The sequence below is a fragment of the Kitasatospora sp. NPDC036934 genome (genome assembly GCF_055608425.1).
Genome location: NZ_JBVJQR010000002.1, coordinates 460,704 through 479,075 on the forward strand (window position 1 = coordinate 460,704; position 18,372 = coordinate 479,075).

The 18,372-nt window shown below is 71.6% G+C and carries 16 protein-coding genes; 11 read left to right on the forward strand and 5 right to left on the reverse strand.

The window, feature by feature from the left end:
• Window positions 1–11: 11 nt before the first annotated feature.
• Together ACZ7BZ_RS04865 and cutA are read left to right on the forward strand one after the other, a co-directional pair.
• Window positions 12–908, forward strand: a complete 897-nt coding sequence (locus tag ACZ7BZ_RS04865; RefSeq protein ID WP_470357117.1) for a class I SAM-dependent methyltransferase — start codon at window positions 12–14, stop codon at window positions 906–908.
• A 57-nt stretch (window positions 909–965) separates the two neighbouring features.
• Window positions 966–1,295 (forward strand): divalent-cation tolerance protein CutA, encoded by a 330-nt coding sequence (gene cutA, locus ACZ7BZ_RS04870; protein WP_470357118.1) that lies wholly within the window; start codon window positions 966–968, stop codon window positions 1,293–1,295.
• A gap of 4 nt (window positions 1,296–1,299) precedes the next feature.
• On the opposite strand, the gene ACZ7BZ_RS04875 is transcribed toward cutA, so the two are convergent.
• Together ACZ7BZ_RS04875 and ACZ7BZ_RS04880 are read right to left on the reverse strand one after the other, a co-directional pair.
• On the reverse strand, window positions 1,300–1,950 hold the full coding sequence (locus ACZ7BZ_RS04875; RefSeq protein ID WP_380459276.1) for a LuxR C-terminal-related transcriptional regulator: 651 nt from the start codon (window positions 1,948–1,950) through the stop codon (window positions 1,300–1,302).
• Entirely contained in the window at window positions 1,914–3,281 is a 1,368-nt protein-coding gene (locus tag ACZ7BZ_RS04880) for a sensor histidine kinase (protein ID WP_470357119.1), read from the reverse strand. The genes ACZ7BZ_RS04875 and ACZ7BZ_RS04880 overlap by 37 nt, the downstream gene beginning before the upstream one ends.
• A 267-nt stretch (window positions 3,282–3,548) precedes the next feature.
• On the opposite strand from ACZ7BZ_RS04880, the gene ACZ7BZ_RS04885 reads away from it, so the two are divergent.
• From ACZ7BZ_RS04885 to metG, 4 genes are all read left to right on the forward strand, one after another.
• Window positions 3,549–5,597 carry a serine hydrolase domain-containing protein gene (locus ACZ7BZ_RS04885; RefSeq protein ID WP_470357120.1) on the forward strand — a complete coding sequence of 683 codons (2,049 nt, stop codon included), beginning with the start codon at window positions 3,549–3,551 and terminating at the stop codon, window positions 5,595–5,597.
• 619 nt (window positions 5,598–6,216) lie between these two features.
• Window positions 6,217–7,065, forward strand: coding sequence for a helix-turn-helix domain-containing protein (locus tag ACZ7BZ_RS04890; RefSeq protein ID WP_470357121.1), 849 nt, complete (start codon window positions 6,217–6,219; stop codon window positions 7,063–7,065).
• On the forward strand, window positions 7,062–7,262 hold the full coding sequence (locus ACZ7BZ_RS04895; RefSeq protein ID WP_380459286.1) for a DUF397 domain-containing protein: 201 nt from the start codon (window positions 7,062–7,064) through the stop codon (window positions 7,260–7,262). The genes ACZ7BZ_RS04890 and ACZ7BZ_RS04895 overlap by 4 nt, the downstream gene beginning before the upstream one ends.
• A gap of 173 nt (window positions 7,263–7,435) precedes the next feature.
• Window positions 7,436–9,157, forward strand: coding sequence for a methionine--tRNA ligase (metG, locus tag ACZ7BZ_RS04900; RefSeq protein WP_470357122.1), 1,722 nt, complete (start codon window positions 7,436–7,438; stop codon window positions 9,155–9,157).
• A 152-nt stretch (window positions 9,158–9,309) separates the two neighbouring features.
• On the opposite strand, the gene sbnB is transcribed toward metG, so the two are convergent.
• Both sbnB and ACZ7BZ_RS04910 read right to left on the reverse strand, forming a co-directional pair.
• Window positions 9,310–10,317: a 2,3-diaminopropionate biosynthesis protein SbnB gene (gene sbnB / locus ACZ7BZ_RS04905; protein ID WP_380459291.1), complete on the reverse strand. Its 1,008-nt coding sequence runs from the start codon at window positions 10,315–10,317 to the stop codon at window positions 9,310–9,312.
• A 42-nt stretch (window positions 10,318–10,359) separates the two neighbouring features.
• Complete coding sequence (locus tag ACZ7BZ_RS04910) at window positions 10,360–12,591, reverse strand: MMPL family transporter (RefSeq protein ID WP_470357123.1); 2,232 nt, start codon at window positions 12,589–12,591, stop codon at window positions 10,360–10,362.
• A 455-nt stretch (window positions 12,592–13,046) separates the two neighbouring features.
• Between ACZ7BZ_RS04910 and ACZ7BZ_RS04915 the strand changes: the two genes are divergently transcribed.
• Both ACZ7BZ_RS04915 and ACZ7BZ_RS04920 read left to right on the forward strand, forming a co-directional pair.
• On the forward strand, window positions 13,047–14,126 hold the full coding sequence (locus ACZ7BZ_RS04915) for an ATP-binding cassette domain-containing protein (RefSeq protein ID WP_470357124.1): 1,080 nt from the start codon (window positions 13,047–13,049) through the stop codon (window positions 14,124–14,126).
• Window positions 14,123–14,941, forward strand: a complete 819-nt coding sequence (locus ACZ7BZ_RS04920; RefSeq protein ID WP_470357125.1) for an ABC transporter permease — start codon at window positions 14,123–14,125, stop codon at window positions 14,939–14,941. Before ACZ7BZ_RS04915 ends, ACZ7BZ_RS04920 begins: the two co-directional genes overlap by 4 nt.
• 80 nt (window positions 14,942–15,021) lie before the next feature.
• Here the strand turns inward: ACZ7BZ_RS04920 and ACZ7BZ_RS04925 are convergent, their stop codons facing one another.
• Window positions 15,022–16,035 carry a LuxR family transcriptional regulator gene (locus tag ACZ7BZ_RS04925; protein WP_470357126.1) on the reverse strand — a complete coding sequence of 338 codons (1,014 nt, stop codon included), beginning with the start codon at window positions 16,033–16,035 and terminating at the stop codon, window positions 15,022–15,024.
• Between the two features lie 153 nt (window positions 16,036–16,188).
• Between ACZ7BZ_RS04925 and ACZ7BZ_RS04930 the strand changes: the two genes are divergently transcribed.
• From ACZ7BZ_RS04930 to sbnA, 3 genes are all read left to right on the forward strand, one after another.
• Window positions 16,189–16,491 (forward strand): hypothetical protein, encoded by a 303-nt coding sequence (locus ACZ7BZ_RS04930; protein WP_470357127.1) that lies wholly within the window; start codon window positions 16,189–16,191, stop codon window positions 16,489–16,491.
• Between the two features lie 256 nt (window positions 16,492–16,747).
• The gene (locus ACZ7BZ_RS04935) at window positions 16,748–17,038 is read left to right on the forward strand and encodes a hypothetical protein (RefSeq protein WP_470357128.1); all 291 of its coding nucleotides are present in this window, start codon (window positions 16,748–16,750) and stop codon (window positions 17,036–17,038) included.
• A gap of 307 nt (window positions 17,039–17,345) precedes the next feature.
• Entirely contained in the window at window positions 17,346–18,353 is a 1,008-nt protein-coding gene (gene sbnA, locus ACZ7BZ_RS04940) for a 2,3-diaminopropionate biosynthesis protein SbnA (RefSeq protein WP_470357129.1), read from the forward strand.
• The last annotated feature ends 19 nt before the right edge of the window (window positions 18,354–18,372 follow it).

Below are 18,372 nucleotides of genomic sequence, written 5' to 3' on the forward strand. Positions count from 1 at the left end.
GAGGCGACACCATGTCCGCACACCAGCAGCACCAGCACCAGCAGCACGGCCACGGCCACAGTCATGGGCAGGTGCCCGCCGCCGACCTCGACTGGGACGCCCTCGCGGCGCACCTGGAGCAGGAGGCCGAACTGCGCGCCGAGGCCGTCACCGGGGCCGGGCACTGGCTGGCCGGGCTCGCCGGTGACGGCGGGGTGCGCCGGGTGCTCGACGTCGGAGCCGGGCCCGGGGTGATCGCCGGGCTGCTCGCGGACGTCTTCCCGGCGGCCGAGGTGGTCGCCGTCGACCAGTCGGCCGCTCTGCTGGAGCGCGCCCGGACCCGTTCCGGCGGCCGGCTCGGCACCCAACAGGTCGAGCTGCCAGCCGAGTTCGACAAGCTCGGCGAGGCCGACCTGATCTGGTCCGGCAACGCCATCCACCACCTCGGCGACCAGCAGGCCGCACTCACCGCCCTGGCCGGCCGACTGCGCCCCGGCGGGCTGCTCGCCGTCGCCGAGAGCGGACTGCCGCCGCGCTTCCTGCCCCGCGACTTCGGCCTCGGCCGGCCCGGCTTCCAGGCCCGGTTGGACGCCGCCCAGGAGGACGGCTTCGCCACCATGCGGGCCGAACTCCCGGGCGCCACCGAGGAGATCGAGGACTGGCCGGCCATGCTGCGGCGGGCCGGGCTGACCCCCAGCGGCACCCGCACCTTCCTGGTCGACCGCCCGGCCCCGCTGGACCCCCCGGTCCGCGCGTACCTGCGCACCCAGCTCGCCCGGCGGTACGACCAGCTCGCCGAGGTGCTCGACCCGGAGGACCGCGCCACCCTGGCGGCACTGATCGACGAGGACGCCCCGACCGGGATCCTGCACCGGCCGGACGCCTTCTACCTGTCCGCGATGACCGTCCACACCGCCCGCAGGGGGTGAGGGACTCCGGCCCCGCCCGCCCGGGCGCCCGGGCGGGAAACGCCCTAGGCTCGGGGGATGGCAGCGAACGAGCAGGGTTTCGTCGTGGTGACCACCACCCACGAGAGCGAGCAGCAGGCCCGGGGCCTGGCCGCCGCCGTGGTGCGGGAGCGGCTGGCGGCCTGCGCCCAGGTGTACCCGGTGCGGTCGGTGTACTGGTGGGACGGCGAGGTGCAGGACGCCGAGGAGTGGCGGATCGACCTCAAGACCCGGGCCGAACTCGCCGGCCGGCTGGCCGGGTTCGTCGCCGAGCGGCACCCGTACGAGACGCCCGAGGTGATCGCCGTGCCGGTGGTGTCCGGCAGCCCCGGCTACCTGCGCTGGGTGGCCGGGGAGACGGCGTCCTAGCCGGTCAGGGGGCGACCTGGAGGAAGGCCAGCACCGCCAGTACCCGGCGGTGGTCCTCCTCGGAGGGCGGCAGGTCGAGCTTGAGGAAGATGTTCGCGGTGTGCTTCTTCACCGCCCGCTCGGTGATCACCATCCGCTCGGCGATCGCCCCGTTCGAGCGGCCCTCCGCCATCAGCTCCAGGACCTCGCGCTCACGGGGCGTCAGGCGGGCCAGCGGCTTGGTGCGTTCGGTGTTGCTGACCAGCATCGCGATCACCTGGGGGTCGAGCGCGGTGCCGCCCGAGGCCACCCGGTGGACGGTGGCGACGAACTCGTCGGGGTCGAAGACCCGGTCCTTCAGCAGGTAGCCGATCGCTCCGCTGCCGTCGGCGAGCAACTCCTTGGCGTAGAGCTGCTCCACGTACTGGGAAAGCACGAGCACCGGCAGACCCGGGATCTGCCGGCGCGCTTCCAGAGCCGCCTGCAGGCCCTCGTCGGTGAACGTCGGGGGGAGTCGTACGTCGACGACTGCCACGTCCGGCCGTTCGGTGAGGAGGGCCTGTAGGAGGTCCGGTCCGGTGTCCACCGCGGCCACGACCTCGAAGTCGTAGGCCTGCAGCATCCGGATCAGACCGTCCCTCAGGAGGAAGAGGTCCTCCGCGAGTACAACTCGCACGGCAGCTCCATCGTCAGGGTCGTGGGGCCGCCGAGCGGGCTGCGGACGGCCAGGACTCCGTCGAAGGTAGCAAGTCGGCGCTCCAGGCCGCGCAGGCCGGTGCCGCGGGAGGGGTCGGCGCCGCCGGTGCCGTCGTCCGTGATCTGGGCCTTCAGAGTGCCGTTCTCGTACCAGAGTTGGACGTCCACGTGGGCGGCGCCGGAGTGCTTGGCGGCGTTGGTGAGGGCCTCGGAGACGGCGAAGTAGATGGCGGACTCGACCGGGGCCTCGGGGCGGCCGGGCAGTTCGGCGGAGACGGTCACGTTCAGCGGGCTGTCCATGCCCAGGGCCCGGACGGCGTCGGCCAGTCCGCGGTCGGCGAGCACCGGCGGGTGGATGCCGCGGACCAGGTCGCGCAGCTCGTTGAGGGCGGAGGCGGAGGCCTGGCGGGTCTCGGCGAGCAGCTGCTTGGCGGCCTCCGGGTCACGCTCGACCAGCCGCTCGGCGACGCCCAGGTTCATGCCCATGGCGACCAGCCGGGCCTGGGCACCGTCGTGGAGGTCCCGCTCGATCCGGCGCAGCTCGGCGGCCTGGGTGGTCAGCGCGTCGCGGCGGGTCTCGGTGAGGTGGGCGACCTTGCGCTCGGCGGCCAGCGCCTCGGCCCGGGCGGTCGGGCCGAGCAGCGCCTTGGCGAGGGCGGTGTGGCCGCGCAGGGCGGCGGGGGCGAGCGCCAGGCCGGCCAGCACCACCGGGACGCCGAACAGGGCGGCGGTGCCGGCCGTGGCCGAGTCGGTGACGTGGAACCAGAGGTACCAGGTGTTGCCGCCGTTGTCGGCGATCGACTGCCAGACCTGGGGCAGCACCAGGCCGAAGACGCCGTAGGCGACCACCGCGAGCGGGAGCAGCGCCACCGTGAAGCCGATCACCGGGTCGATCAGCAGCCAGAGCAGGTCGCGCCAGGTGGCCTGGTCCGACAGCATCGCCTGGCAGCGCTTCCAGGCCCCCTTGAAGCCCGCCTCGCCCTCCGGCAGCGGCTGGTAGGGGTCGCGGATCTCCACTCCGGACCAGCGGGCGGCCAGCCGGCGCCGCAGCCCGGCCAGGCCGCGGACCGCCAGGATCGTGGGCGGCACCAGCAGGGCGCCGACGCCGAGGCCCAGCAGGGCGGCGGCGACCGAGGCGGCGGTCAGCAGCGCCAGCTGCGGCACCGCGAAGGCGGCCAGGGCCGGGCCGCGGAAGAGCGACGCGACGGCGTTGCGCAGCGCGCCGAGCGGGTTCCGTCGACCGGCGCGGCCGCTCGTGGTGTCGGTGTTCTGCACGTTGCTCACAACTCCCGTGGTGATGCTGCTGGTCATGACCGCTCGGCCCCTTCCGTGACGGCCTCGCGGCCGGTATCCCTACCCGTTGCGTCGCTTGCTGACGACAACAAGACTGCCGTCCGGCGCCGCTCCGATCACTGGGCCCTGGACCCCTGTTGGTGGTACCTGGGTACACCCCCCGATCGACGCCCAGAGGCCATGTCCCGGTGGTGCTCCCCGACCTAGTGTTGGGGGTGTCGGGAAGCAACCCGCCGCAGGGCGCCGGAGCTTCCACAAGCCACTTGTACCGAACGGGAGTTCACCATGAGCGTGCGACGTGCAGAGGGTACCCGGCCGCTGGTCCGGCGGGGTTGGGTGCGACTGGTCCTGCTGCTCGCGGCGATCGGTCTGTTCCTGTACGGGCTCACGCCGGACCGCGCCCACGCCGCCACCACGACGGCGGCCAGCGGGAGTTCGGCGGCGGCGGGCGGATCGACGGCACCACCCGACCCCGGGTCGGTGAAGCGGTTGTTCGACGAGATCGTGCCGAAACTGCTCGCCGAGCACAAGATCCCCGGCGCGGCGGTCGGCGTGGTGGCCGGCGGGCAGCAGGTCTTCGCCGGCGGGTACGGGGTCTCCGACGTGCCGAACCGCAAGGCCGTCGACCCGGCCCGGACCGCGTTCTTCATGGGCTCCGACGCCAAGGTGTTCACCGCCGTAGCCGTCCTCCAGCAGGTCCGGGCGGGGAAGTTGGACCTCCACGCGGACGTCAACACCTACCTGACCGGCTTCAAGATCAAGGACAGCTACCCGGGGCACCCGGTCACCGTGGAGAACCTGCTCACCCACACCGGTGGCTTCGACGACACCTTCATGGGGCTGGCCGAGGCCGCCCCGCAGCACGTCGGCGGCCTGGGGGCGGCGCTGGCCGCCCACCAGCCGGACCGGGTCCGGGCGCCCGGGGTGACCGCCGCGTACGACAACTACGGTGTGGCGCTGGCCGGTTACCTGGTCGAGGTGGTCTCCGGACAGCCGTTCGACCAGTACGTCGCCGAGCACATCCTGCAGCCGCTCGGCATGGACCACACCACCTTCTCCCAGCCGCACCCGGCCGGCATCGACGCCGACCTCGCCCACGGCTACCGGCCGGACGGCGACGGCCAGACCGAGACCAAGGGGCTCTACGGCCCGCTCACCCCGACCGGCGCGGCCGCCGTCACCACCGTCACCGACATGGGGCGGCTGATGCTCGCCCAGCTCCAGGGGGGCTCGGTGGACGGCCGCTCGATCCTCGACCGGGAGGGCGACGCCCTGCTGCTCGCCCGGCACTTCGGGCCCGACCAGCGGATCCCCGGCATGGCGTACCTGCTCGAACAGCGCAACCGGAACGGTCAGCAGCTGCTGGTCAAGGACGGCGACGTGCCCGGCTTCCACAGCAACCTGGCGCTGCTGCCGGGGCGGGGCGTCGGGCTGTACGTGACCGTCAACGGGGACGGCGAGGACGCCACCGGCGGGTGGATGACCCAGCAGGTGCTGAACGCCTTCGTGGACCGCTTCTACCCGGCCTCCCCCTCCGCCGCCGCGCCTGCCGCGATCGGCGGGGACCTCGGGAAGTTCACCGGGGACTACCGGTCGACCCGGGTCAGCCAGTCCAACCTGACCAAGGCGGCGGCGCTGATGGGCTCCGTCCACATCGCCGCCCGGGACGGCAAGCTGATCGTGACCGGGCCGGTCAGCCGGGACCCGCAGGTCGACGAGACCCAGTGGGAGCAGGTGCAGCCGGGTCTCTTCCAGCAGGTCGGCGGCGCGGCGCAGCTCGCCTTCGAGCTGAACGGGGACGGCGACGTCGTCTCGATGGTCACGGACAGCGACCCGACCATCGCCTACCAGCCGCTGGCCTGGTACCAGGCCCCCGAGCTGCACCAGCGGATCGCGATCGGAAGCCTGGCGCTGTTGGGGCTCACCGTGATCGGCTGGCTGGTGGCCGCGGTGGTGCGGGCCGCGCGGGGCAAGGGGCGGGCCGGGCAGCCGGTGGTGCGGCTGCTGGGGTGGGTGACCGGCGCGGTGCTGGTCGTCGCCACCGGGTGCTTCGCGCTCCTCACCTCGGACTCCAACGCGCTCAACCAGACGCTCTTCCTGGGGGATTCGCCGCTGCTGAAGGTGGTGCCGGCGATGTACGCGGGGGCGGCGGTGCTCACCCTGCTGATGGTGGTCTGCGCGGTGGTCGCCTGGCGGCGCGGCTGGTGGGGGGTGTTCGGTCGGCTGCACTACACCGGGGTGACGCTGGCGGCGCTGCTGTTCCTGGTGCTGGCGGGCGGCTACGACCTGGTCGGGACGGGGCCCTGGGCGGGGACGCTGGATCTGATCGGGTGAGAGCGGGGCGGGAGGCGGGAGGGTCCGGGGCCAGGGGGGCTCCGGGCCTCCTGGCTTCTCCGGGGGAGGGTGCGGCGCCCCCGGCGGCCGGGTCGGCGGTGTCGGCGGGCCGACCCGCTAGTCGGGCCGGCCCGGCACGGGCGGACGGGGGGTGAAGTCGTGCTTAGTCGCCCGGAGTTCGCGGGTCGTCGCCCGGAGTTCCCGGGGCTGGACGCTGACCAGCCAGACCAGCCAGCCGACGAATAGGACGGCGAGGAGGAGGGCGGACAATCCGGCGACGAGAAGGGCATTCACCGGGGTGCGGAAATGCGCCGGGGAAGGTGGGGGCGACGGGGAAGGCGGAGAGGCGGGGGAAGGGGCATGGCTGTCTCCGGTCGGTGATGTCGAGCGCCCTGACCATGCATCTGGTGTGTATTTACGGCTGAGTGGCGACTGTTTAGGGAGCAACAAGTCAGTGAGTGACACGGATGACCATAGAGTCAGGGTGCCAGAGTTGCTACCGAGGGACTGGACGTTCACTCCATCGTGGGGTATCCCCCAATTCGCTAGCTAGGGCCCGGTGTGCACGGCACACTTCACCGGAAGCATCGACCGTAGCCGCGATCCGGAGAAGAGAGTCATGCCACCCCGCTTGTCGCCGACCGTGCGCCAGCAGCGCCTGGGGATCGAGTTGCGCAGGATGCGCGAACGCGTGGGCGTGACGCCCAAGAGCCTGGCCGCCACGATCGGCACCGACCTGCCCAAGATCTCCCAGATGGAGAACGGGAAGTCGGGCATCAGCGCCGAGCGGCTGCGGCTCTGGGCGCGCACCTGCGGCTGCCCGGACGGGCCGTACCTGGACGCCCTGCTCGCCATGACGCAGGACCGCCGGAAGTACTGGTGGGACGGCTACCGGGGGCGGATGCCCAGCGGGATCGTCGACATCGCGGAGATGGAGCACCACGCGGCCTCGCTGTCCATCCTGAACAGCACCTTCATCCCCGGGCTGCTGCAGACCCCGGACTACGCGGCCGCGGTGTTCGAGCGGCTCCCCGCGCAGCACCGGCAGGAGGCGGAGGTCCGGAAGGCATTCCGGATTCGGCGCCAGCAGATCTTCGTGGACCGTCCGAAGCCGTACAGCGCAATCCTGCACGAATCCGCGCTGCGCATGCAGTTCGGCGGCCCGGAAGTGCTGCGCTGCCAGCTGTTGGGCCTGCTGGAGAATTCCGAGTGCCCCGGAGTGGAGATCCGGGTGATCCCGTTCAGCGTCCCCACCTACACCGGGTCCGGGGAGAGCCTGTATCTCGCCCGGGGGCCCGTCCCGGAACTGGACACCGTCCAGATCGACCTCTCCCACGGACCGAAGTTCGTGCACTCCGAAGCGGAATTGGCCTCCTACCGGCGGATCAAGGAGAAGACCGCGGCGATCGCGCTCGGGACGGCGGAGTCCCGGGACTTCATCCGGGCCTTACTGAAAGATTTCGCATGAACGTTTGGCGCAAGGCGTCGGCCAGCGGTGAGAGCACCGACTGCGTCGAGGTCAGAGCGAGGGGCGGCCTGGTGGAGATCCGCGAGTCGGACCGGCCCGACGTGGTCGTGCGGACGACGCCGCGCAAGTGGGCGGCCTTCGTCCGCGGGGTGAAGGCCGGGGAGTTCGACCGGTACGCCGACCCCGCCCGGCCGTGAACCCGGCCGTGGATCCAGCTGCGAACCTGGTCGTGGATCCGGCCGCCCGGGCCGGGCGGCGGAGCGGTCCGCCGGGTCGGCGGCGGTAGGCTTGGCAGCCCACAGTGGACCCCTGCGCCTGGCACAGCACTCCGGGTGGGGTGCGCGTGCGGGAGAAATCGGAGCATCCGAGGATGGCTCGGCACCTGATCACCAGCGCCCTTCCGTACATCAACGGGATCAAGCACCTGGGCAACATGGTCGGGTCGATGCTCCCGGCGGACGTCTACTCCCGCTACCTGCGCCAACGCGGCCACGAGGTGCTGTACATCTGCGCCACCGACGAGCACGGCACGCCCGCCGAGCTGGCCGCCCAGGAGGCCGGGCTGCCGGTCGCCGAGTTCTGCGCCCGGGCGCACGAGGCGCAGAAGGCGGTGTACGACGGCTTCGGGCTGTCCTTCGACCACTTCGGCCGCAGCTCCTCGCCGCAGAACCGGGAGATCACCCAGGAGATCGCCCGCGAGCTGCAGCGCAACGGCTTCATCGAGGAGCGCGCCGTCCGCCAGGTGTACTCCAACACCGACGGCCGCTTCCTGCCGGACCGCTACATCGTCGGCACCTGCCCGCACTGCGGCTACGACAAGGCGCGCGGCGACCAGTGCGAGAACTGCACCCGGGTGCTGGACCCGACCGACCTGCTGGAGCCGCGCTCGGCGATCAGCGGCAGCTCCGACCTGGAGGTCCGGGAGACCAGGCACCTGTTCCTGCTGCAGTCGAAGCTGACCGAGGAGGTCGAGGCCTGGATCGCCGAGCACGGCGACGACTGGCCGGTGCTGGCCTCCTCGATCGCCCGCAAGTGGCTGACCGAGGGCCTCCAGGACCGCTCGATCACCCGCGACCTGGAGTGGGGCGTCCCGGTGCCGGGCGACGTCTGGCCCGAACTGGCCGCCGAGGGCAAGGTGTTCTACGTCTGGTTCGACGCCCCGATCGAGTACATCGGCGCCACCAAGGAGTGGGCCGACGCGGCCCCGGCCGGGCAGGCCCGGGACTGGCAGTCCTGGTGGTACGAGGCCGACGAGACCGTCCGCTACACCGAGTTCATGGCCAAGGACAACGTCCCGTTCCACACCGTGATGTTCCCGGCGACGATCCTCGGCTCGCGCCGCCCGTGGAAGAAGGTCGACTACGTCAAGGCCTTCAACTGGCTGACGTACTACGGCGGGAAGTTCTCCACCAGCCAGAAGCGCGGCATCTTCACCGACGTCGCGCTGGAGCTGCTGCCGGCCGACTACTGGCGCTACTTCCTGATGGCCCACGCCCCCGAGTCGGACGACTCCAGCTTCACCTGGGACCTCTTCGCCTCGGTGGTGAACAAGGACCTCGCCGACACCCTCGGCAACTTCGTCAACCGGGTGCTCTCGTTCAGCCGCAAGCGCTTCGGCGACGACGTCCCGGCCGGGGCCGCGGCGGGCGAGGCCGAGGCGCGGCTCGGCGAGCAGATCGCCGGCCTGCTGGCCGAGTACGAGGCCCAGCTGGACGCGCTCAACTTCCGCAAGGCCGCCCAGGCGCTGCGCGCGCTGTGGAGCGCGGGCAACTCCTACCTGGACGAGACGGCGCCCTGGCGGCAGGTGAAGACCGACCCGGAGGCGGCGGCGCTGACCCTGCGGACCGCGATGAACCTGATCCACCTGTACGCGGTGGTGTCCGAGCCGTTCGTCCCGGCCGCGGCGGCGGCGATGCGCGGAGCCTTCGCGCTCCCCGCGGACGAGCGCCGCTGGATCACCGGGGACGAGGCGCGGGCGCTGGACCTCGTCCCGGCCGGAACGCCGTTCACCGTGCCGCCGGTGCTGTTCGCGAAGATCACCGACGAGGACCTGGCGGCCTGGACCGCCCGCTTCGGCGGCACCGACGCCTGAGACCGACCGGTCCGAGCCCGCTCGGTCCGAGTCCGGAACCCCACGAGGGCCCCGACCGTGGTGAACGGTCGGGGCCCTCGTCGGTGGTGACGGGCCCGCTGGGGGACGGGCCCGGTGTCAGCGGTCCCGGTGGGGCGGGTCCGCGCCGTGGCCTACCAGCGGGTGGTCTCCGCGAAGAAGCCGGGGATCTCGGTGGCCTTGCCCGCGGCCACCGCCTCGTCGTGCACCAGCGCGCCGACCGCGAGGTCGAGCACGCCGAGGCCGAACGGCGAGAAGACCACCGGGCGGTCGGTGCCGACGGCGACCTCGCCCTCGATCACCTGGGCCAGCGTGCCGGTGACGAACTCCCGGTTGCCGTAGAGCTGTTCGGCCAGGTGCGGGGAGGTGTTCGCCTTCATGCAGTGCTCCACGTCGTCGAGCACGTTGTACGCGCCGCCGATGATCTCCGGGGCGAGGTCGCGCAGCGAGATGTTGAGCACCAGCTGGCCGGGGGCGAAGGTCTCCGGGTCGAGGATGTAGGGCTCGCCCGCGGTGGTCGCCAGCACCACCACGTCGGCGCCCTTGAGCGCCTCGCCCAGGTCCTCCACCACCCGCGCCGGGTAACCGAGTTCGGCGTCGGCGTGGTCCACCAGCGCCTGGGCGTACTCGGCCTTGCGGTCGTGCACCACCAGCTCGTCGATCGCCCACTGCTGGGCGCCGAAGAACTCCAGGATGTTGCGGGCGATGATGCCGGCGCCGACCACCGCGAGCCGGCCCGCCGTACGGCCGCCGCCGAGCACCTCGGCGGCGAGGACGGCGGAGGCCGCGGTACGGGCCGCGCTGATCTGCGAGGCCTCCAGGACGGCGAACGGGTAGCCGGTCTCGTAGTCGTTCAGCAGCAGGGCGGCCGAGGCGCGCGGGAAGCCCCGCTCGATGTTGGCCGGGAAGCTGCTGATCCACTTGAGGCCGGCCAGGCCGACGCCGCCGCCGAGGTAGGCCGGGAGGGCGATGATCCGGGCGTCGGGCTTGGCCGGGAACCGCAGGAAGTAGCTGTCGGGGTTCACGGACTCGCCGGCGCCGTGGGTCAGGTAGGTCTCCCGGACCTCCTGGACGATCCGGGGCCTGGCTCCCGCGATGACCTCGCGGGCGGTGGTGCCGTCGATGACTCTGAACTCGAACACGGTGGTGGCTCCAGTGGTGAACGGAGGAGGAGGGGCGCTCGGTCAGCCGACGTAGGCGGTGCCGGCGGGCTCGTGGTGCCCGTTGGCGGCGGGCGCCCCGGCGGCGTGGGCGGCCCGGGCGGTGCGACCGCCGCCCAGCCAGCGCGGCAGGTACCAGTTGCCGTCGCCGAGCAGGGCCATCACCGCGGGCAGCAGCACCGCGCGGACCAGGGTGGCGTCCAGCAGGACCGCGACCGCCAGGCCGATGCCGAGCTGCTTGAAGTCCTGCATGCCCAGGGTGCCGAAGACCGCGAACACCGCGACCATGATCAGACCGGCGCTGGTGACCACCCCGGCGGTGTTGCGGATGCCGAGGCCGACCGCCTCCCGGCTGGACTTGCCGGAGAGGTAGGCCTCGCGGATCCGGGAGACCACGAACACGTGGTAGTCCATCGAGAGGCCGAACAGCACCACGAAGACGAACAGCGGCATCCAGGACTCGATCGCGCCCGGCGCCTTGGTGCCGACGATCGAGGCCCCCCAGCCGTGCTGGAACACCGCGGTCATCACGCCGTACGCGGCCGCCACCGAGAGCAGGTTGAGCAGGATCGAGGTGATCGAGATGGTCAGCGAGCGGAAGGAGAAGAGCATCAGCAGGAAGGTGACGCCCATGACGAAGGCGAACACCGGGACGATGCTCTTGTCCAGCTGGTCGTTGTAGTCGACCGAGAAGGCGAGGTCACCGGCGACCAGCGCGGTGGTGCCGGGGACGGACTTGAGGGTCTGCGGCACCAGCTGCCCGCGCAGCGCCGTCAGAGCCGCCTTGGAGGTCGCGTCGGTGCCGTTGCCCGCCAGCGGAACGCTGATCTGGGCGATGTTCTTGTCCTTCCAGTACCGCACGTCGATCTGGTTGCCGGTCTTGCCGGAGGCCAGCGCGGCCTGCTTGAAGTCCTCGATGCCCTTGGCGATCTGCGGCGACTCGATGTCGTCGGCCTTGACCACCACGGTGGCGGGCGAGGGCGAACCGGGGAACTCCCGGTCGATCTGCTGCGAGACCGAGACCAGCGGGTTGTCCGAGGGCAGCAGCTTGTCCATGCCGAGCTTCTCGGTCTTCATGCCGAGCGCCGGCAGGGCCAGCACCAGCAGCACGGCGGCGGCCAGCGCGGCGAAGATCCCCGGGCGGGCCAGCACACCGCGCAGCAGCGCGTTGGCGGGCTTGGGGCTGGCCGCGGCGGCCTGGCGGCGCTTGCTGATCCACGGGATCCGGCCGGAGGCGACCTTGTCGCCGAGCATCGACATCAGGGCCGGCAGGACGGTCATCGAGCCGACCACCGCGACGGCGACGACCTCGATGGTGGCCATCGCGAAGCCCTCGAAGACGGTCAGTCCGGAGAGGAACATGCCGGCCATCGCGACCATCACGGTGAGGCCGGAGACCATCACCGAGTGGCCCGAGGTGTGGGCGGCGATCCGCAGCGCGGTCGCCTTGTCCCGGCCGGCCGCCCGCTCCTCGCGCTCACGGCGCAGGTAGAACAGGCAGTAGTCGACGCCGACGGCGAGGCCCATCAGGAACATCACCGAGTTGGTCATGCCGTCCACCGGCACCGCCTGGCTGCTCAGCGCGAGCAGGCCCATGGCGCCGATGCAGGCGGTGACCGCCAGGGCGACCGGCAGCACGGCCGCCACGAAGGCGCCGAAGACCACCAGCAGGATGCCCAACGCGACCGGCAGCGCGGTGAGTTCGGCGCGGGTGAAGTCCTCGCCGAGGCTGTCGTTGATGCCCTTGAGGGCGGTCGCGCCACCGAACTCGCCGAGCGTCACCTGCGGGTGCGCCTTGGCGGTGTCCTGCACCGCGGTGATCACCGGGTCGATCCGGTCGGCCGCGGTGTCCGGGTCCCCGGTGACGGAGAACATGATCAGCGCGGAGTGCTTGTCGGCCGAGAAGGCCTGGGTGGTGTACGGGTCGCGCAGGTTCTCCGCGAGACCGGTCTTGCCGACCGCGTCGGCGGTGGCCTGGACGGCGCTGCGGAACTCCGGGGAGTCCGAGGTCAGGCCGTCGCTGTGGACCAGGATCAGCTCGTTGACCGGGTCGTTGATCCCGGCGTCCTTGAGGACCTGGGCGGCGCGGCCCGACTCCCCGGTCCCGTAGTCGGCCTGGGTCAGGCTCTTCTGCCCGGCCATGCCACCGAGCACGGTGACCAGGACGACCAGGATGATCCAGCCGAAGACGGCGGTCTTGCGGTGCTGGGCACTCCACTCGCCCAGCCGAGCCGCGAAATTCCTTTGACTTGCCATTACCTCTCCTGCGATCGGCGGCATGATCAAGCCGCGGTGGCGACAGTGGGTCGGGATGTGTCCTCACCGGCATGAGGGAGACCGGGGGAATACCCATGACCGTAGAGCCTCCCGAACGGCTGCGGAGCCCTTGGGAGTTGCAGCATCCTGCGGTGGCAAGCTGCTGCCAGCAGAGCCGGGCCGGAGCCCCTTACCGGGCCCGTTTCCCCGGTGCTACGGTCGGTCCCCGTTGAGGGACAACCATTCGAGCGGGCCACATTCGGGTGACGCCGGGCCAATGATTCGGGAAAGTCGGCAGGCCGCCGCACGCGACCGACCGGTCGTCGAACACCTCGCTGCCCGACCGGGCCGACGCCCGCACGATTCCGAAGAATTTCGTGATCCCACGCCGGGAATTCGCTCCGGCGTCTGCTTTCCGAACGATCCACTGACCTCCGTGGAAGGGGGAATGAATGATGGACACCGCGATTCGGGCGACCGGGCTCGGCAAGAGATACGGCGATCACCATGCGTTGAAGGGCGTGGACCTGGAGGTGGCGGCCGGTACCGTGCTCGGCCTGCTCGGCCCCAACGGCGCCGGCAAGACCACCACCGTCCGGCTGCTGGCCACCCTGCTGGAGCCGGACCAGGGCCGGGCCGAGGTGGCCGGCTACGACGTGGTCCGCCAGCAGCGCCAGGTGCGCCGGCGGATCGGCCTGGCCGGCCAGTACGCCGCCGTGGACGGGCTGCTCACCGGCCGCGAGAACCTCGAACTCCTGGGCCGGCTGCTGCACCTGGGCCGCAAGGGCGCCCGCGAGCGGGCGGCCGAGCTGCTCGCCCGGTTCGAGCTGGAGGACGCCGCCGGGAAGCCGGCCCAGACCTACTCCGGCGGCATGCGCCGCCGGCTGGACCTGGCGGCCGCGCTGATCGGCCGGCCCGAGGTGCTGTTCCTGGACGAGCCGACCACCGGGCTGGACCCGGCGAGCCGGCTGGTGCTCTGGGAGATGGTCCGCGAGCAGGTCGCCCAGGGGGTGACCGTGCTGCTCACCACCCAGTACCTGGAGGAGGCCGACTTCCTGGCCGATCGCATCCTGGTGATCGACACCGGCCAGGTGATCGCCGAGGGCACTCCGGACGAGCTCAAGCGCAAGGTCGGCGAGGAGTGGCTGGAGGTGGGCGTCGCCACCGACGCGGCCCTTCCGCAGGCCCTGGCCGTGCTCGCCCCGGTGGCCGCCGCCGAGCCCGAGGTGGACCGCACCGGGCGCCGGATCACCGTCCAACTGGCCGACGGCATCGGCACGATCGCCGCCGCCGCGGTCGCCCTGGAGACGGCGGGCGTGCCGGTGACGGACTTCGCGCTGCGCCGCCCGTCGCTGGACGACGTGTTCTTCCACCTGACCGGGCGCGGTACCCAGGTGGGCCGGGCCCCCGAGCAGGCCGCCCCGCAGCCCGAGCGCGGCGATCAGGCCGGACAGCAGAACGAGGACGGACCGGACGGGCCGGAGCAGCGCGAACCGGTGGCCGTCGCCGCCGGACGGACGGGAGACCAGCAGTGAGTGACATCGGCGCCCCGGCCGGCCTCGGCACGGCCCTCGGAGACACCGCCGCGCTGATCGGCCGCCACCTGCGGCATCTGCGGCGCACCCCGGAGAAGATCATCGCGATCACCCTCACCCCGGTGACCATGGTGGTCGTGCTCGGCTACCTGTTCGCCAGCGTGGTGACGGTGACCGGCTCGGGTGAGTACCACGACTACGTGATGGCCGGAGTGTTCGCCCAGGTCGGCCTGACCTGCGTCGGCGTGGCCGCGCTGGGCGTGGCCACCGATCTGCGCACCGGGCTGATCGACCGCTTCCGCTCGCTGCCGATGGGCCGCTCCGCCGTCCTGGTCAGTCACACCGCGGCCGACCTGCTGACCGCCGCGGCCGCCACCTTCGCGGTCACCCTGGCCGGCCTCGGGGTCGGCTGGCGGATCCACAAGGACGTCGGCTCGGCCGCGCTGGGCTTCGTCCTGGTGCTGGCCTTCGCCTACGCGATGCTCTGGCTGGGCGCACTGGTCGGCATGCTGATGCGCAACGCCGAGGCGATCAACGGCATTTCGGCGCTGTTCCTGGTGGTGCTGTCGTTCCTGTCCAACTCGTTCATGCCGCTGTCCGGGCTGCCCGCCTGGCTGCGTGCGGTGGCCGAGTGGAACCCGGTCAGCCTGGTGGCCGCGGCCTGCCGGGAGCTGTGGGGCAACGCCCCGACGGTGGTCGGCGGCAGCCTGCCGGACCGGCATCCGGTACTGCTCGCGGTGATCGTGGTGGCGGCCCTGCTGGCGGTGCTGATCCCGGTGAACCTGAGGGTCTACCGCACCGCGGTGACGCGTTGACGCTCCACCGGGCAGGCCGGTTCGGGCGGGGCGGTACCCGTCCCGTCCGGACCGGCCGTCGGCGTGGGCGCGCGGGGGTCTCAGTCGACCTCGCGCGCCGCCGCGCCGCCCTGCAGCAGACCGCGCTCGCCGGCGATCACCCCGGCCTGGAAGCGGCTCCGGCCGCCGAGCCAGGCCATCAGCTCCGCCGTGATCCGGCGCGAAGTGCGCACCGAGACGCCGAGCTTGCGGGCCACCACCTCGTCGGTGTGGCCCTGGGCGAGCAGGCTGAGCACCGCCATCGCCTGCGGGTTCAGGCCGTCGGCCCCCTTGGCCGAGGCCGTCCCGTACGGGGCGGCGTTCTCCCAGACGTACTCGAACAGCGCGCAGAGCGCGGAGACCAGTCCGGGACCGGACAGCACCAGGGCCCCCACGCTGGTGTCGTCCGGATCGGTGGGGACGACGGCCACCTTGCGGTCGAAGACCACCAGGCGCATCGGGAGCGACGGGGCTATCCGCACCCGGGCGCCCCGCTCGGTGAGCCAGTCCAGGTGGGAGATGGTGCCGCCGTCGTTGGCGGCGCTCTCCAGGTAGATGCTGCGCATCTGCACGCCGCGGTCGAAGACCTCCTGGTCGGCGGTCTGGCCGGCTCTGCGGGCGGCCGGGGACTGTCCGCCGCCGGTCGCGAAGCCCATGATCTCGCTGGTGCAGGAGTGCGAGAGCTCCTCCAGCCGCAGCCGGATCTGGTCGACGCCCTCCAACTGCTCCACGCCCAGGCCGCGTTCACCCTTGCGGTTCTCCGCGTACTGGGCGACGAGCTTGGCGGCCTCCAGCCGGCTCTGCGCGATCTGGCGCTGCCGCTCGGCGAGTTCGGCCTCCTGTCGGCCGATCAGCATGGCCAGGCTGACCTCCGGGTTCACCAGGAGCAGGTGCCCGGGATCCAGCTCGGAGTGCCTGATCAGGGTGAGCCGGGCCAGCCCGTCCAGGGCGTCCCGGACGCGTTGTTCGGGCCAGTCGAGGTCCTGCGCCACCCCTGCGATGCCGAGCTCCGGACGCGTCAGCACCGTCCGGTACACGGCCTCGGCGTCGGGATCCAGTCCTAACACTGACAGCACCGCCTGCCCCCCCGATAACTCGAACCTGATGACGCCACGTCATTGCCGGATCTCGGGGGCATGCTACGACACCCTGCCCACAGCCACCCGCCGTTTCGGGTTCAGGCGCTTTCCTGCGGACTTCGAGCGGGTCCACCCACGAGAGGATTTGACATGTATATCACTGTCGGACGTCTGGTTCGGGGTATGGTCGGGCCGGAACAGGTCACGCCCGACAAACTCGTCGAACTGCTCCGTAAGGCCGCCGAACCGGCCGACGGACTGGAGCACGTTTACGTCGAGATCGATCCCCTGGGGGCGGATCTCGTCTTCTTTCTCGGCCCACCTAAATCCGGAAACCTGGATTCCGCTGCGAACCGGATCGCCGGCCGCTGCCTGCGCGATGCACCTGAACTGCGCGGATGGCGGCTGGCGGCCGAATTCAGCGACGACAGGCTGCCGTTGTTGGAGGAGTGACCCCGGGGTCGGCCGCTGTGCAGGGTGCTGCCAGGGCAGGACCCTGACAGTGGAGAACTGTGGCACGGAACGTGTGTGCGAGACAGACTTGGTCATGCCGAAGGGGGCCGGAACCCCCTTCCGGGGGGATTCGAGAGCCGGGCCCGCGCGATCATTCACCGCGGGAATTTGAACCAGGCACAGCACTCATCCGTATGGCCTGTCTCGCCGCCGCCGATTTAACGGCCCGCGGCACCATTGTCACCGGGGGTTCATCATGAGCAGCATCACCGTTGTCGCCGCCCGCACCGCCGCCGTCCTCGGCCTGTTGGTCGCCGGCGTCGCCCTCACCGCGCCGGTCGCCGGCGCCGCCACCACGGCGACCGCCCCGGCCGCCAAGGGCGCCGGTTCGGTGCACGGCGACGACATCATCTGGGACGGCCCGGTCGCCAAGGGCACCCCGGCTCGCATGACGACCGGTTCGGTGCACGGCGACGACATCATCTGGGACGGCCCGGTCGCCAAGGGCGCCGCTTCCGCGCACGCCGACGACATCATCTGGGACTGACCTCCCACCACTCGACGCGAAGGGGGCCGGAAGCCCCTTCCCGCGATTCGGGATTCCGGGTTCGCCCGGTGATTCAGCGCGGGAGCCGAGCCCGGCCGAGCGCTCATCCGTTCCAGCCGTTCCGCCGCCGCCGATTCCACGGCCCGCGGCTCCATCGTCTCCGGGGGTTCATCATGAGCAGCAGCACCGTTGTCGCCGCCCGCACCGCCGCCGTCCAGGCCACCACGGGCACCGTTTCCGTGCAGGGCGACGACATCATCTGGGACTGACGTCCCGTCACTCACTCCACTGCGAAGGGGGACGGGCGATGCCCATCATCAGAACGCCGCAGGAGTTCAACGAGGACGAACTCTTCGTCGACCTGCGGGCGATGTTCGACTACCCGCTGTACCTCAAGTGCGAGGGCTTCAACTTCGCCGGCTCCGTGAAGCTCAAGGCGGCCCTCAGCATGGTCGACGCCGCCGAGCGGGACGGACGGCTGAACCGCGACTCCATCCTGGTGGAGTCCTCCTCGGGGAACCTCGGGATGGCGCTGAGCATGATCGCCTCAGTCCGGGGCTACCAGTTCATCTGCGTCGTCGACCCACGTACCAATCTGTCCACCCGTCAGCTCATCGAAACACTCGGCGGCAAGGTGCACATGATCACCGAGCCCTCGCCGGAGACCGGGTTCCTGGGCGCCCGGCTCGACTACGTCCGTGAGCTGTGCGCCTCCTCGCCCCGCTACGTCTGGCTGAACCAGCACGCCAACCCGGACAACTGGCGGGCCCACTACCGCACCACGGCTCCGGCGATCCTAAGTCAATTCCCGGACCTGGAACTGTTGTTCATCGGCGCCGGCACCACCGGCACGCTGATGGGCTGCGCCCGCTACTTCAGGGAGCACCGGCCGTCCACCCGGATAGTCGCGGTGGACAGCGTCGGCTCCGTCACCTTCGGCGGTGAGTCCGGGCCGCGGATGCTCCCCGGGCTCGGCGCCGGCGTCCGGCCGGCCCTGCTCGACGAGAACTTCGTCGACGACGTGGTGCACGTGCCCGAGATCGACACCGTCCGCACCTGTCACCGGCTCGCCCGCGGCGGCTTCCTGTTCGGCGGTTCCACCGGCACGGTGGTCAGCGGAGCGGCCGCCTGGCTGGCGGAGCACCGGGCCGGCCGGGACGACGTCGTCGCCGTCGCCGTCTCGCCCGACCTGGGTGACCGCTACCTCGACACCATTTACCAGAGCGCGTGGGTGCGCGACATCTACGGCGCCGACGCACTGAATGCGATCGAACGCCTGGCGCCGCCCAACGCCATTGCCACGGGGGTAAGATGACGATGCGTCACCTCGCGCG